The sequence below is a fragment of the Paraflavitalea devenefica genome (genome assembly GCF_011759375.1).
GTDB lineage: Bacteria > Bacteroidota > Bacteroidia > Chitinophagales > Chitinophagaceae > Paraflavitalea > Paraflavitalea devenefica.
Map to the genome: position 1 here is coordinate 11,848 of NZ_JAARML010000008.1, position 15,593 is coordinate 27,440.

A 15,593-nucleotide genomic window follows, 5' to 3' on the forward strand; every position below is an offset into this window, starting at 1 on the left:
TCACTGTAGATGGCTGTTAACATACTTATTTACGAGGACAATGCCAGCCTGCGGGAAAGCCTCAGCAACCTGCTGACACTTACAGAGGAATACCTCGTTGTGGGAGCTTTTGCGGGTTGCACAGCCGTGGAAAAGCAGGTGAAGACATTACAGCCCCAGGTGATCCTGATGGACATTGACATGCCAGAGATCAATGGTATTAAGGCCGTAAAGCAGATCCGTACGTTCAACCAGGAAGTACAGATCATTATGCTTACGGTCTTTGACGACAACACGCATGTGTATGAAGCCCTGTGCGCAGGGGCCAATGGTTACCTGCTTAAGAAGTATGTTTCGGACAAACTGGTGCATTCCATCCAGGAGGTATTGCATGGCGGAGCACCCATGAGTCCTACCATTGCGCGGATGGTGATCACTAATATGCTGCAACCCGCCACCACTCCTGCCGCCAACGATTATCAACTTACCAACCGCGAAAAGGAAATACTGCAATCCCTCTCGAAAGGCAATAGCTTCAAGCTGATTGCCGCCGACCTGTGTATCAGCCTCGATACCGTACGCACCCATATTAAACGCATTTACGACAAGCTCCACGTACGCTCACAGATAGAAGCAGTGAGTAAGGCGATCAATGAAAAATTAGTGTAGCCCCTCCTTCACATCATTGCGGTATTGTCTTGCTTTTGATCAATCCCAAACTTTGCATCCGGTAAAAACACTTAGTTATGAAAAGCATCATCTACCGGAACCTGTTGCTATGGAGTATCCTGCTACCGGCAACAGCTTGCAAAAAAAGTAATGATAATAAGAACGCTGGCCCGGGTGTAATACTCGTCAAATCTGCCACTCACACCGTTGGACCTGCTACCAGCCATTTTGAGCTGGAATACGACAATAAAGGAAGAATAATATTGGAGAAAGTAGAGGGAAAGCAGTATTTAAAACTTGCTTATGCCGGCAATATGATCACCTGGACCCAATATAATAGTAACGGCTCACTGGTAGACAGCTCTATTATTACACTGGATGCATCGGGTCTTGCCACCTCCCGTAAATCCTGGGCTGCCAATGGCTCAATTACTACAGCTACCTATCAATACAATAACGGCTATCTTTTTAAGAGTACGATCGTAGCGGGAAGCTCCACCAGTACCACTACCTATTATCGCTATGCCGGCAATCTTGACAGCACAAAAAGCAGCAATGGCGATACCTATATTTATGAATATTACCCGGATAAAAAATCCACGCTTGAGAATGAAAACAATGGCCTTGCTTTTTTAGGGAAGGGCAACAGTCATCCTGTAAAAAAAGAAACTTATAAGTCGGGCAATACCACCACCGTCGTTAGCCATGGTTATGAATACGATTCCCAGGGGAGGATTATTAAACGCATTAGTTCAAACGGCGCCTTATTAAATGACATCATTTATTATTAACAGCCTCACTTATATCACCAATTTTCACCCGGTAAAATATTTAGTTATGAAAAGCATTCTCTATCGAAGCTTCCTGTTATGGTGTATTGTATTACTGGCAACAGCCTGCAAAAAAGTCAATGATAATGAAGGGGGGGCTGACCAGGCCCCTGTTATTAATTCTATTACGCCTGATAAAGGGCCACAAGGAACTGTGGTGACCATTCACGGCCATCATTTTTCTGCTACTGCCGGAAATAATACCGTTAAGTTCAATGATAAAACAGCTACTGTAACTACCGCCGGCAATGATAAACTGGTAGTAACCGTACCCAAGGGCGCCAGCACCGGGCCGGTAACAGTAACGGTGAATGGCAAAGCGGCCACTGGACCGGTATTCACCTATACCTTTGGCGCCACCGTTACCACCCTTGCCGGCAGCACCCAGGGATTTGCAGACGGTACAGGAGCAGCGGCCAAATTTGATTCTCCTTCTGATGTGTGCGTGGATGATGATGGGAATGTATATGTAGCTGATCGGCTCAACCAGCGTATCCGTAAGATCACGCCGGCCGGCGTGGTAACTACGCTGGCGGGGAGTACGCTTGGGTATGTGGATGGCGTGGGGGGCGCTGCCAAATTCAGCATGCCCCGAGGTTTAGGCATAGGCAACGGCGGTATTTATGTGGCCGATGAGACCAATCACAGGATTCGAAAGGTTACCCTGGGCGGTACGGTAACTACGATTGCCGGCAGCGGACAGGTAGGCTTCGGAGACAGCACGGTAACAGAGGCAAGGTTCTATCATCCTTATGATGTATGTGTGAGCAGATACGGGTCGATCTTTGTTGTTGACGAGGCCAATCACAGGATCCGTAAGATCAGGAATGGGCAGGTAACTACACTGGCTGGTAAATATGAAGGGGCTGCTGATGGCGCAGGTGCTGCTGCGGGGTTTGCATATCCTACCGGCATTGCCGTGGGACCTAATGGCGGGCCGGCTTATATTGCTGATGGATATAGTAATGGCATCAGGAAGTTGACTTTTGAGACCGTTATTGGTGGTGTGTTGGTGGATGATGACACGGCTACAGGCATCCCTGTTACCAAAGTGATGATCAAAACCCTTATAGAATCCACTGGCGGATATGTAGATGGCCCCATCAATACTGCCCAGATTGGCCTGGTCTATAACCTTTGCGTGGATGCTGCCGGCAATGTAATTATAGCGGATGGTGGTAACCAGAAGGTGCGTATGATCACACCGGGCGGCCAGGTAACCACCCTTGCGGGCAGTACGTTGGGCTATACCGATGGCCCTGGTGCTTCGGCAAAATTCAATATGTCTGGCGGCATCGCTGTGGATAAAGATGGGAATATTTATGTGGCAGATACCAATAACCACCGCATCCGTAAGATCACGCTGGAGTAAACGGGGAACTTGCCGGGCTGCAAGAGAGCCCGGTAGTTTATCCTTCTTTTAATTGCTTGTACCGTTCTTTGACTTTGGCATGGTTCTCTTTCCTGTTGGCTTTATAGGTTTTGAACTGCTCTTCGGTAAGTACAGCCTTCAATGCCTTGTTGCGATCACCATTGGCAGCTTTTAGTTTCTTGAGCCTGTCCGGTTTACTGCCACCCTCATTCCTGATCTCAGTGGCTTTCCCGGCAAATGCTTCATTAATAGCCAGCACTTTAGATACCTGTTCTCCGGTAAGGCCCAGTTGCACGGTCATTGAATCGGTCATGCGCTTTGCCATCATTCCTCTTTGCGCATCCTGTGCCTGTACGGCAGAGAAAGCTGCACAACCCATAATGATCACTAAGGTCAATAGCTTTTTCATGATGTATTTTTTAAGAAGTACCATTCCCCGGCAGGTTTGACTTCTTTTGGCCTGAAAGGTTTAATGCGGAAAGCCGCAGCTACCCAGCTGCGGCTTCTACCCCTAAACCCTGCTCTTTTGTAGGCCTTACCCTTTTTTCAGGTCTTTAAATTTCTCTTTCGCCTCTGCCCTGTTCTCTTTCTTCTTTGCTTTGTAGTCTTTAAATTGTTCTGCTGTCAATACATCCTTCAATGCTTTATCCCGGCGTTCATCTGCGGCCTTCAGTTTTTTGAGTTTACTGATCTTTCCACCGCCTTCACTTTTGGCGCTGGCAGCCTGACTGGTAAACTCCTGGTTAATGGCCAATACTTTGGGTACCTGGTCTTCAGTCAGTCCCAGGTTAACGGTCATTGAATCAGTCATACGTTTTGCCATTTCTCCTTTCTCTGTGCTCTGCGCCTGTACAGTGGCAAATGCTGCACAGCCCATAATGATCAATGATGCGAATAACTTTTTCATACTTGTGTTACTTTTTTTCTGTTTTATACAACCTGGTTAATTACCATTGAATGTTGTAGGAGCTTCCGTTCTTCAAGGCCAGGGTAGCTTTGTTATTGCCCAGGAAGGTAAGGGTGCCACCCCGGTTAACGCTGTAGCCGCCTGAACCATTCCCTACGAACTCCACTGTAGCTGTACCAGACACTATTTTCTGTGTGGCTTTATCAACTGTAATGTTGGCAGCCGTAATGGTAATGGTACTGCTGAATGAGCGCTGGAAGCGTACTTTGGATTGCTGGGTGCCATTGCGCACATAGCTTGCATTGAAAATATAACTGGCGCTGGTGGGTTCCAGGCCCGTTACAGAAAACTGGGCTGTACTGTTATCTGCACTGGACATGCGGGGTGCTGAATAGTTGCAACTGCCGGTAAAGTTGAACTGGAACAGGGATGGGATGCCATTGGAACAAGTAAGTGTACGGTTAAAGTTCAGCGAGTAATTGTAAGAGATGGCGGCGCCTGATACGCTTTGACCCACTATGGTGGTATCTTTTGTTTGTCCGCAGGTAAAGGAGGTAGTGCCGGCCATTTTTGCAGTAGACTCTGTTTGCACCACCATACCACCACTGGAAGCGGAAACGGATTGGGTGACAGCCTCTGCCACTTCCTCGTCTGTGATCTCATCTTTGTCTTCGCTGTCCTTTTTACAGGAGGCAAACAGCAAACCTGTTGATAACGCCAAAACGGTAATGGCTGCTACGGTACGGATCTTCATTGAAGCGGATGATGTTGATTTCATGAGTTGTTGAGTTTTAAGTAAGCATTTTTAGTATTAATGCTTCTTGGAAGGTTTCTATTGCGCCGGGTTTAGGCTTTACCGGTGAAGCTGTCAAATTTGAGGGTGAACTATCTGTTATTATGTATTCATCCAGGCCTTGAATGCTGGCACGCGGGCTTTGCTTATGAGAATATTTTCTTCTGTGGGAGGATCGGCCTTCAGCAAAAGCCGGCCATTAAAGTAGAATTCCACTTCGGCAATCGCTTTCCGCTGAATGATGAATTGTCGGTTAGCCCGGAAAAAATCATGTGGATGTAGCTGTTGCTGCAATTGTTCCAATGTGAAATCCATCATCAGTTTCCGCTTATCAAATGTATAGGCCCAGGAGGTTTCGTTGATGGTATAAAACCAGGCAATGTCTTTGACGGCCACCGGGATGAGTTTATCCCTTACCTGTACCAGGAAGAATTGCCTGAAGTTGTTATAGGCATGTTTGAGCTGGGCAGTGATTTCCGGCAGGGGGGGGTCAGATTCCCGGCAGCCTGCATTACCCCGCAGTGTTTTGAATTTAAGTAAGGCCCTTTCCAGTTCTGGCTTGTCAAAAGGTTTCAGAATATAATCAATGCCATTGGTTTTAAAAGCCTGTAAGGCATAATCATCATAGGCTGTAACAAATATGATGGGGCTGTTAATGGTAACCTGGTCAAAGATGTTGAATGACAAGCCATCCACAAGCCGTATATCCATGAAGAGAAGGTCATAATCCTGCGGATGGGCAGTAAGCCATGCTACAGATTGCTGTACACTATCGAGGGTAGTGACCAGCGTAGTATCCTCTTCTGCTTCGCGGATGTTGTGGTACAGGTTGCGGGCAGTAACCGGCTCATCTTCTATTATTACAAGGCGTATCATATTACAGGAGTTTCAATGGAAGCCTGACGAGGAAGGCTGTACCCGTACTGCTTACCTCCAATTCCTGTCCCATCAGTATTTTAAACCGGTCATTGAGGTTGCTCAGTCCTATGCCTGCGCCTGGCTCAGGAAAAGGTTTTAATTGAAGGTTGTTTTTAACTACCAGCCGGTTGTTTTCCACACTTACCTCCAACAAAAGTGGCCGGGCCCTGGCAGCAAGGTTGTGCTTCAATGCATTTTCTACCAAGGGTTGTAATGACATATGCGGTAATTGCGCTGCATAATATTCACGCAGCACCTGGATATTGATGCTGAAACCTTCTTCATGCCGCATTTTCATCAATTCACCATAAGCGTGTATTTCATTTAGTTCTTCCTCCAGGTTTACCAGGCTTTGCTTTGATTTACTGAATGAATAACGGAATATTCTGGAAAGGTGAGCGATGTATTGTTGCGCTTTGCCAGGGTCTTCCCGTACTACGCCGGATAAACTGCTCAGTGCATTAAAGAAGAAATGTGGATTAAGCTGCGTTTTCAATAAAGCCAGTTCCATCATGGTATTGGCATGGCGCAGTGAGTCGTTCTCGCGGTCACGTAATTGTACCTGGTATACCGAAGCCAGTATTTTCAATTCAACGGCTATCAGAAAAGCAATAGACAGGAGACGGAACATATAGCCATCCAGCCGGTAAACGCCCGTACGATGAAACAGTAAATGACTAAAAACCCCGGCAGTCAAGGCACATGCAAAGGTCACCAAAAGGTTGTATAACAGGATACCTCCATGTTTTCTGAACTGCCAGGGTTTATTAAAATCTTGTAATCTGTTACTATTCAGATAAAAGAGCAGCCAACAAAATCCAAAGCTGATAGATACCTGCAAGATCCATTGATAGGGGTTAAAGGGCGTCAGTTTTGCCAGCACGCCGCCCCTGTTCATGGCCAACAGCCGGGGTAAACTTACAACAGCCGTAATGAACAAGGCACTATACAGCTTTACTTTTCTGTTCACCGGAAGTTCCATTACCCTCTTTTTCTTACCGATGTGCGGGTCCTGCTCACTTTATTGCCGCGTGGTCCTTCTACAGTGGTCGTTTTCCGGGTGGCGCGGTATTGCTTATTGCCATGTGTAGCAGTAACCGTCCGGGTGGTACGGGAAGTCCTGTAATGCGTAACAGTAGTTTTATGACGGGTAGTGACTGTTACAGAAGTAACCCGCGTGGGACGATATAAGCGGGGTGCATAGGCAACACGATGTGTATGCACCACTACGTAATGAGGACGGTAACGATACCGGATGGGACGGTAAGCATGCCAGGCAAGCGGCCTCCAGGGGCGCCACCAGGTGGGACGTGCATACCAGCTCCAGGGAGAAACGTATACCCGGTAAGCCGGTGCATATACAAAGCGTACACAAGGCCATGCCCAAACATTTACCACAACACCAGCAGTTTGTTCCGCTCCATCATATTCCATGTTGGGGCCACGGGCAATGGATGATCCTGTTACGTTAAAAGCATTGTCTTCTTCTGATGGTTCTATGATGACCTCTTCACCAAAAATATCTTCATCGCCGGTTATTTGTACAACGGCATTGTCCTTGCCGGTCTTTTCCAGTTCGATCACGGCAATATCCTGGCTTTCTTTATCTGATACGAGGGCCTGTAATACGAAGATCTGCACATCATTCTCTTTCTTATTGATCACGCGTATGTAATCAATATTACCATCTTCGTTGAGGTCGAGGTTATTGACCTGTTGTGATTCTGTATTGAGTAGTTTTTCAAATTCTTCGGGGGAGCCGGCTTTTTTAAACAGGCTGAGGGCGCCCTGTAGACTGAAGTTGTCTCCGGGCAATCCTGTAGAGTCGGATTGAGACTGATCCTGGGCTTGAGACGATAACGCATTCATACTGAGGGTGATCAGCAGGCCAGGAATACAATGGGTCATTTTCATATAAGGTGTATTTGGTATTATCAGACAGGATATTGGAGTAAAGGTTTAAAGCCTCGCAGAAATAGTAAAATCCGGACATTACAACGTATCGTAATGCATGTTATTGCAGGTATATAAAAAACTTAGGGGGGCCATGACTGGCCCCCCGCAGCAAAAAACACTTTGCACATGAGAAAAACGACCCTCTTATTTCATAGGAGTTCTGTAAACGTTATTAAGGAACTTTGACAGAAACCATGTATACCCTGGCCAGGGAATGGGGCAGGTTGCCGTCACCGCCGGTATCCTCTATTTCAAAACGTAAACCATAATTAACTGCGCTTGTAAGCAGGTTCTTTTTGATGACGATCCTGATCTCTGCCATACGTTTGCCGGGTTCGATGGTGATATTATCTAACGGTGTAATGAATGTATAAGCAGTGGCTGGCAATGGCGTTAAAGCAGCCGGCAAGGCCGCATTATTCAGTTTGAGCTTTATTTTTACGGGAGAGGTGGGTAAGGTTAAAGACCCAAACCTTACATAGCCCAACAGGATATTTTCTTCCACCGGATTAGCGGCAAGCGGTACGGCTGTTGCAGCGGTTGGCGAAGCCAGTCGCTGGTTGATACGCAAAAGCTCTACCACGTTGGCTGGTTGCTCATTTTGTACAGTATTGGAAAAACCATTATGTTCCTTGAGGCAACCGGTAAGAGAAAAAGCAGCCACCACGATGTATATAATGCGCAAATAACTATTGAATTTCATAATACTTTTTTTGACTTTTAGTAATTATCACCGTATGTCCCAGAATAACCGGCTGGTGAAGACATCTATTTTACCCTGAGCATCAACATTCGTTTTATTGGTATTTACTTCATCCAGCGGGTAATGCAACCTTACGGGCCTGGTGTTTACCGTGCGGCCTCCGTTAACAGAGAGTGGAACAGCCGGAAAATCATTCCTGCGGAATTCGGCCCAGGCTTCCATTCCGTTGAAGTTGGCCAGCGCCACCCACTTCTGGTACACAATTGCATTGGTCTTATCGGGAGCAGTGTTAAAGCTGGCACTTTCTGCAATAAGATCATTGGCTGCATCAGCCGGTGCATTCAGCAGGCGGAAGGATTCCCGGATGCCTTGTTCATAGAAAGTTTTCGCATCACCCAGACCGGCAATACCAAGCCGCTGTGCTGCTTCTGCCTGCAGGAATAAGCTTTCTGCCGCCGTAAAAATAACCTGTGGCGCTGCGGCTACGCCTTTTATTATTCTGCCTGGCCCCACGGGTGAGGAGTTAGCAGACAGGTAATCGGCTCCCTCACCACCGAATGGCACGCCAATATAATCATCCACACTACCCTGGTAAAAAGCAGGAGCAGTGGCCGGCCTGCTGGCAGGCGTTACATCAGCAATGTACTTCAGTCGTATGGTATCATTGGTAGCCTTTAGTGTATCGATCAGGTATTCACTGATACGGAATGCCTGGTGTCCACCTACTTCAGCATCATTCTGGTCATATCCCGCAGCAGCATAGAACGGATTCAGCTTGCCGACCGTTTTGGTATAGCCAGGTTGTGATAATACATCATCCCCTGCACCAATGAAACCACTGCCTTCCGTAAGGATCTTCTGTATTTCTGTTTTTACATAATTTTCCCGGGCCAGACTTTGCCGCATCAGGATCCGCAATTTTACCGTATTGGCAAATTTGATCCAGTCAGCAGCTTCGTGCCCACTACCGATGGAATAAATACCGGCCTGAAATGCGCCGGGAAAGGGATTCGCTTTCAGGTCTGCAACAGCTTGATCAAGCAATACGATCAAGGAGTCATAAACATCCTGCGCCTTATCATACTTAGGTTGAAAAACAGCAATCCCTTTTAGCGCATCCGTATAAGGAACATTACCATACACGTCGGTCAATTCCTGATAGCGGAGTGCTTTTATCACTTTGGCCGGTCCTTTCAGATAAGATTGTTCTTTTGCATCGGCTGTATTGATCACCAGTTGCAGGTCATTAATATTATCCAATATGCCGGCCCAATAATTAAAGTCGCCATTGGTAAAGCTGTACGTTTTCTCCGGCGTGCCCGATGCAAAACTGGTGGAATGCGCCCAATAGCCACCCCAGTAATTACCCAAGACATTACCCCCACCGGCCAAAGAGGCGGCATATACATTCAGTGCATTGGTAAAAACCAATGTGGGGTTGGTTGCTGTAGCCAAATTAGGGTTGTTGTTCACATCAATGAACTTCTTACATCCTGCACCGGCTATACCCGCAGCTAAAGCCAGCGCACTTAAACATTTATATAGTTTCATGTCAGATTTGTTTCTTTTAATACAATACCGGTTCGTTTTATACTTGCGCCGTTTAGAAAGTGAGTGACAGCGTAGCTCCGTAAGAACGCACCGGCGGTGTGTTCAGGGTAGTATTGATACCAATTGAGTTACCTGTTGTATTGGCAAATTCAGGATCAGTATAAAGATTATCTTTGGGCAATATCATCAACAGGTTGCGGCCAATAAGGCTGAAAGAAGCACCTTTCAGGAATTTCATTTTACTGGTTATGCGGGCTGGCAAAGTATAGGTTAAAGTAACCTCCCGCAATTTCCAGAAGTCTCCTTTTGTTACATAGTTTTCACCGGCATACCTGAATAACTGATCCCAGAAAAACCAATGTCCATCACTTACTGGAATGCTGGTATTGGCTACATATTTACCACTGCCATCAGCATAGGAAGAATTAGGGATAACGAAGTTTTCACGTCCATATTGAGCCGTTACAGCCGCTACACCGGTAAAGGTCATGTTGGAGCCGAGGCCGTGAAAAATATAATAATCACCCCTGTATTCCATCGTAGAGGAGAAGGCCAGGTTCTTCCAGGTGAGCCTGGTGGTAATGCCCAGCGTATGTTTGGGAATGGTGCGTCCTGCAGCCAATTGATCGGTGGCACGGGAAGGATAACCAGTAGCTGGGTTTATAATTATCCTGCCCAGACTGTCCCGCACGAAGTAAGTGGTCTTTAATAAGGGATACGGACTTCCCTTCTGTGCAAACATGGAAGCAGTGATAGTATTTGATTCGGAAAAATTATTGCCCAGTGATAAGGCATTCATATCGCCATACAAGGATTTTACTATATTATTATTGAATCCATAGTTGATATTCAGGTCCCAGTTAAGGTTTTTGGACTTAACCAGTTGCAATTTAAGTTCGGCTTCGAAACCCTTGTTGTCCAAACGGCCTGCATTGATGCGGGCACGACGGTAACCGGTAGCGGCCGACATATCCACATCAATGATCTGTCCTTCAGATATCTGGTAATAATAGGTGAAATCCAATCCTATACGGCTATTCAGTAATGATACTTCTACCCCACCCTCGAATGACTTTACAAACTCGGGCTTCAGATCTGGTGAGGGGAAGGTATTGTCAACAGTAGTACCGGGTAAAGAACCGTAAGGAAAACCAGCTCCAAGGTTGTATACCAGGTCAAGAGAATAAGGATCAATATTATCGTTGGCATTCCTGTTAAAACCGCCTCTTATTTTCAGGTAGTCCAATACACCGGTCTTAAGCGCAGGAATGGCATCAGTGGCAATAAAAGATACATCTGCCCCATAGTACATGTACTGATAATTAGAAGCGCTGCGTCCTTCTTTATAGAAGAGGGAAGTACCATCGCGTCTTGCTGCTCCGTGAAGGAATAAGTAATCATTAATCCCCACGGTGAGGTCTCCGTAAAAGCCATACTTTCTTTGTTTAGTATAGAGCTGATCGCCGGCCAGTTCGCCTGTCCTGTTGGAGATATTATACAGATCGGGAATCACAATGGAACCGGAAGCTGCCTGCAAAGCGTTGGAAGTACGCTGTTGAATGTTGTTCCCCAATACCAATGTGGTGGTAATATTTTTAAAGTCCTTTCTAAAAGTTACCAGCAGGTCAGAGTTGACCCTGTTGGTAGTAGCGGTCCTGTCGGTTACACCGCCCAGGACATCTGCGCTGGCACGGTCTATGCCATCATAATCATTGGTCCAGGGTTCAGGAACGTAGGCGCTATGTTTTGCCCAGTCTGAATAAATAAACCGGCCTGTGGTGAATTTCTCTTCTGCAGTTGAACTGATCAGGCCTAACCGGTAAGTAGCATTGAACCAGTCTACAGGCGCGTATTGAAGATCAAAACTACCATTGAAGCTTTTGGAGATCCCGGTACGGCGCTTGTTATCCAGTTCAAACCAGGGATTGTTATAATAATCGTTATAATAGCCATTAGGACTGGCAAACTTGTTATTTTTCCAATCACGCAGTTGTGTTAAAGGAACATGCGCGGCTGCATTGATAACAAGCCAATAAAAATCTGAGTTGGTCCTGTCAACCTTGTCCTGCGCATAGGTAGCCTGAAAACCTGCCTTTACTTTGCCCACTGTACGGCTACTATTGAACCGGAAGGCGTCCCTGCGCCTGGTATCACCGGGCACTACGCCCGAGGTGATGGCATCCTGGAAAGAGAGATAAAAAGAGCTTTTTTCATCACCACCGGAAAGAGCGATATCATTCTGGATCACACTGCCTACATCCCATACTTTCTTTTTTTCATTGGGCAGGGCACTGTAAGGAACCATCAGCGTATCCCCATCTTCTGTAACACGGCCCAGCGGTCTTCTGGAACCATTAAATTCATCACCATAAGATTGATTTTCATAAGCTCTATAATTCAGTTCAGGTGTATAGCTATAGCCTGAACCGCTACCAAACCTATTCTGAAATTTGGGCATGAAACTTACCTGTTCAAGATTGGCAGAAGAAGTGACGGTTACGGTATTACGCCCGTTGCGGCCTCTTTTGGTGGTAATAACGATAGCGCCATTCACCCCATCGGATCCGTATAGCGTAGCAGCCTGACCTCCCTTCAGTGTATTTACACTCTCCACATCATTAGGATTGAGGTAATCCAGTGTAGTACTGGGTACAGGTACGCCATCCAGTACAACCAGCGCCTGATTATTACCGGTGATAGAACGGTTGCCACGCAATACCACCCTTGTATTGGCCTGTACACTACTGTTTACATTGGTCACTACAAGACCGGCCACCTTACCGGTTAAGGCATTGGCCAGGTTGGGGTTATTGGCAGCTGTGATTTGTTCGGCTTTAATGGTAGCAGTAGAGAAACCCAGTTCACGTGGTTTACGGCGGATGCCGAGGGCAGTTACTACTACTTCATCAAGGTTGCCTGTCTTTTTTAAGATAATGGCATAAGTGCTGGCAGTACCAACAGTAACGGTTTGGTTGTTACTACCCGTAGCAGAAATGATGAGTACTGCGCCGGGCTGTACTTCAAGACTGAAGATGCCCTTTTCGTTGGTGGTAGTGCCTCTTGATGTACCTTGGATAACAACGGAGGCGAAGGGAATAGGGATGCTTTTTTCATCGGTTACCGTACCGGTAACGGTTTTAGTTTGTGCTCCACCGGAAGCAGGTACCTGGGCTGCCGCCAGTATACCATACATAAGCAGCATGGGGAGCAGTGATAGAACTTTTGTCATGGACATTTGCTTTGGTTAAAAGATAAATGACATGCAAAAGACAACTAAAAAAGCAAACCTGATTACACAATCGGATGAAGAAGCAGGAATGATGTATCAAATACACTTTTGGAGTTAGGAACAGTTATAGACATACGAAATAAATATTAATATGACAAGACGTATGCCATTATCTTAATATTGCCGGCTCATAATTTGATTGTTTGCCTGCCACCTTTGAGCGGTATTGATTTGCCATTCCAGGTAAAAGAACCGGTTAGGGCAGCAGGCAGTATTATTTCGGCATGGATGCCTTGTGTACCGATCCTTTCTAATGTTACCTGTATCTCTCCGTCCGGATGGGGCATCCTGCCGGCTGCCTTTTGCAGTTCACCAAGGTGTGGTTTTATCTGCACTTTTCTGAAGCCGGGTGAGGCGGGTGTAATGCCACAAATGGTAGCAAGGAAATCATAATTGGGACTGGCGCTCCAGGCATGGCAATCTGAACGCGTGGGATCGGGATTTTCTGCGAAAGTGGTGAGGCCATTCCTTAGCATATCGCGCCAGGGAGTAAGCTGCGAATAGTATAAATATCCCATCTCCGCTTTCTTTAGGGCAAGGGTAAGGTAAAAACGATAATAAAAGGTAGCCTGGCTGAGGGAAGTATCATACAGCACTTTCTGCATGACGGCCTGCCGCTGCGGTGCAGGAACAGTACCGGTAAGCACCCCCAGGATACTGGCATGCTGGCTAAACGTGTTGCGGGCAGGTGTATTGGCCATTACACTTTTACCGGCATCGAAACATGCCTGGTAAGTTCCTTTGCTTAGGTCGGCCGCTATCTTCCTGTAACGGGCGGCCTGCGGTTGTTTGTTAAAGTAGCTAAAGAGTGTTGCTGCCTGTTGCAGCGTGTACACATATTGCAAGGTTATTACAGCAGAATTGCCGTCGGTAGCACCATCGGGCACCCCATTGGGAAAGGCATGGTTCCAATCGGTAAAGTTCCACCACTTCATAGGCCCCAGCATGTGGCGGGTAGTATCAATGTGCTGTTCATACCAGTTCAATACCCCTTCTGCTGCTGTGAGGAATTGTTGTACAAATCTTTCATCCCGGTGATGAATGAAGTAATCGTAGATCATGGATACCCAATAGAGGGAAAAAGGTGGTATTACCTGCAGGCGGTTACTGGGATACCTGCCCTGTGTTAATCCTTCCGGTACGCGGGAATAGTAAAAATCAAGCAGGGCTTTGCGCATGAGCCGGTCGTCGCCTGTAACATACAGTGATATGAGTGCTTGGATACGGGTATCGCCTTCGTATTGTAACTGTTCGTAGTAAGGACAGTCATAGTAGGTTTCACCGGCACAGAGGCGTGCTGTGCGCCAGCCAACGTTCCAAATGTCCTGCAGGGAAGCATCATTACTGGTAAAGGCGGCTTTTTGAACAAAAGGATAGCCTGTATACATACCATACAGATCATCAATGATCAGCGGTTCTTCTTTTGTGGTAATGTCCAGTTGGAGATAACGATAAGTGCGCAGCCACAACGGCCGGAACAGTCTTTTACTGCCACCATCTGGTCCAAACACATCATAGTTGCCGGCTATCTGCTTGCCTTCAATGTCATTGCGGTTTCCTTTCCCGTTCTTATTAAACAATGCTTCTGCATAGGTGAGTTTAATAACAGCTCCCTTGCCCCGGCTGGCTGTTAGTTCAGGATAAGCGACCGTATTAAAGGTTTGATCCAACAAGATGCTCACCGTTGTATTGGCGGGGATGGTCAATGCCTGCCTGCCCTGCAAAAAAGCGTCTGGCACCTGGATGTCATTGCTCCGGCGAACAGCAGTGATACGCTGCAATGTTTCTTCCATCAGGGGAATGTTCCGGGGCGCCAGTGTCCATAGGTTGTCAGTACCATAACCTACCGGTACCGGCGAAGTCAGTTTCCGGGCGGACAGCCATTGCTGATCGTTGTATCCTGTCTGCTCCCATTGCCAGGGATATAAGGCAGCCTGTACACTGTCGCCGGGCCCTATCACCATATAGGAACGCAGGCGGGCGCCATTGTTGAGGGAGCAGGGATGGTAGGCTTTGTTCTCCATTACTTTCCAGGCGCCGTCTGTATTCGCCAGCTTTTCATTATCAGTATTCCCTTGTAAAAGAAAGGCTGTCTGGTTAGATATCTGCGCCACGGCTGCCTCCTCTCCCATATTCCATACCAGGGCGGCAATGCTGTTGACGCCAGCTTTCAGGTAAGGCGCTATATCAATGGTTTCAAAATACCAGTTGTACAGATCGCCCCGTGCCGGGCCATTGCATACAGGCGTACCATTTACAAAGAGGCGGTACCGGTTGTCGGCCGTTACGTGCACAACGAACTGTGCGGGTTGTTGCGCCAGCGTAAATGTTTTTCTGAAATGGTAGACGCCATAGCTGCGCAAAGGCGCACCTGGACAGGTGATCCAACTGGCGGGCCAGTGGCCTTTTAATAAAGCAGGATTAACAGGAGGCTGTTGGGCATGGACAGCAGTCCATAACAACAGACATAATGGCAGCAGCAGAACGGATGACCTCATTGTAATAGAGTCTTAAAAAGATAATCCCCTAAGTTAGGGTAATCAAAGCAGTTAATAATTGTCTTGTTAACAGTTATTGTTAATATCTGACAAGACCCGGTTAAATGCCATAAACGAAGTTTTAAACT

General features: G+C 46.9%; 13 protein-coding genes. 3 read left to right on the forward strand and 10 right to left on the reverse strand.

Going from position 1 to position 15,593, the window contains the following annotated elements; genetic code table 11:
- Positions 1-9 precede the first annotated feature (9 nt).
- The 3 genes from HB364_RS30375 to HB364_RS30385 all read left to right on the forward strand — a co-directional run bounded on the left by HB364_RS30375 (position 10) and on the right by HB364_RS30385 (position 2,850).
- On the forward strand, positions 10-648 hold the full coding sequence (locus tag HB364_RS30375) for a response regulator (RefSeq protein WP_167292213.1): 639 nt from the start codon (positions 10-12) through the stop codon (positions 646-648).
- Positions 649-725: 77 nt separating this feature from the next.
- A complete protein-coding gene (locus HB364_RS30380) occupies positions 726-1,439 on the forward strand; it encodes a hypothetical protein (RefSeq protein ID WP_167292214.1) in 714 nt (237 codons plus the stop codon).
- A 46-nt stretch (positions 1,440-1,485) separates the two neighbouring features.
- A complete protein-coding gene (locus HB364_RS30385; protein ID WP_167292215.1) occupies positions 1,486-2,850 on the forward strand; it encodes an IPT/TIG domain-containing protein in 1,365 nt (454 codons plus the stop codon).
- A 37-nt stretch (positions 2,851-2,887) separates the two neighbouring features.
- Here the strand turns inward: HB364_RS30385 and HB364_RS30395 are convergent, their stop codons facing one another.
- The 10 genes from HB364_RS30395 to HB364_RS30440 all read right to left on the reverse strand — a co-directional run bounded on the left by HB364_RS30395 (position 2,888) and on the right by HB364_RS30440 (position 15,465).
- Positions 2,888-3,259: a DUF4890 domain-containing protein gene (locus HB364_RS30395; protein ID WP_167292216.1), complete on the reverse strand. Its 372-nt coding sequence runs from the start codon at positions 3,257-3,259 to the stop codon at positions 2,888-2,890.
- 126 nt (positions 3,260-3,385) lie between these two features.
- Positions 3,386-3,757: a hypothetical protein gene (locus HB364_RS30400; protein WP_167292217.1), complete on the reverse strand. Its 372-nt coding sequence runs from the start codon at positions 3,755-3,757 to the stop codon at positions 3,386-3,388.
- A 40-nt stretch (positions 3,758-3,797) separates the two neighbouring features.
- Entirely contained in the window at positions 3,798-4,535 is a 738-nt protein-coding gene (locus HB364_RS30405) for a hypothetical protein (RefSeq protein WP_167292218.1), read from the reverse strand.
- A gap of 117 nt (positions 4,536-4,652) precedes the next feature.
- Complete coding sequence (locus tag HB364_RS30410; protein WP_208420157.1) at positions 4,653-5,426, reverse strand: LytR/AlgR family response regulator transcription factor; 774 nt, start codon at positions 5,424-5,426, stop codon at positions 4,653-4,655.
- 1 nt (position 5,427) lies between these two features.
- The gene (locus HB364_RS30415; RefSeq protein ID WP_167292219.1) at positions 5,428-6,450 is read right to left on the reverse strand and encodes a sensor histidine kinase; all 1,023 of its coding nucleotides are present in this window, start codon (positions 6,448-6,450) and stop codon (positions 5,428-5,430) included.
- On the reverse strand, positions 6,450-7,382 hold the full coding sequence (locus HB364_RS30420; RefSeq protein WP_246228663.1) for a hypothetical protein: 933 nt from the start codon (positions 7,380-7,382) through the stop codon (positions 6,450-6,452). The genes HB364_RS30415 and HB364_RS30420 overlap by 1 nt, the downstream gene beginning before the upstream one ends.
- Positions 7,383-7,596: 214 nt before the next feature.
- A complete protein-coding gene (locus HB364_RS30425) occupies positions 7,597-8,127 on the reverse strand; it encodes a hypothetical protein (RefSeq protein ID WP_167292220.1) in 531 nt (176 codons plus the stop codon).
- 27 nt (positions 8,128-8,154) lie between these two features.
- Entirely contained in the window at positions 8,155-9,678 is a 1,524-nt protein-coding gene (locus HB364_RS30430; RefSeq protein ID WP_167292221.1) for a SusD/RagB family nutrient-binding outer membrane lipoprotein, read from the reverse strand.
- Between the two features lie 52 nt (positions 9,679-9,730).
- On the reverse strand, positions 9,731-12,907 hold the full coding sequence (locus HB364_RS30435; protein WP_167292222.1) for a SusC/RagA family TonB-linked outer membrane protein: 3,177 nt from the start codon (positions 12,905-12,907) through the stop codon (positions 9,731-9,733).
- A 188-nt stretch (positions 12,908-13,095) separates the two neighbouring features.
- A complete protein-coding gene (locus HB364_RS30440; protein ID WP_167292223.1) occupies positions 13,096-15,465 on the reverse strand; it encodes an alpha-L-rhamnosidase-related protein in 2,370 nt (789 codons plus the stop codon).
- Positions 15,466-15,593 lie beyond the last annotated feature (128 nt).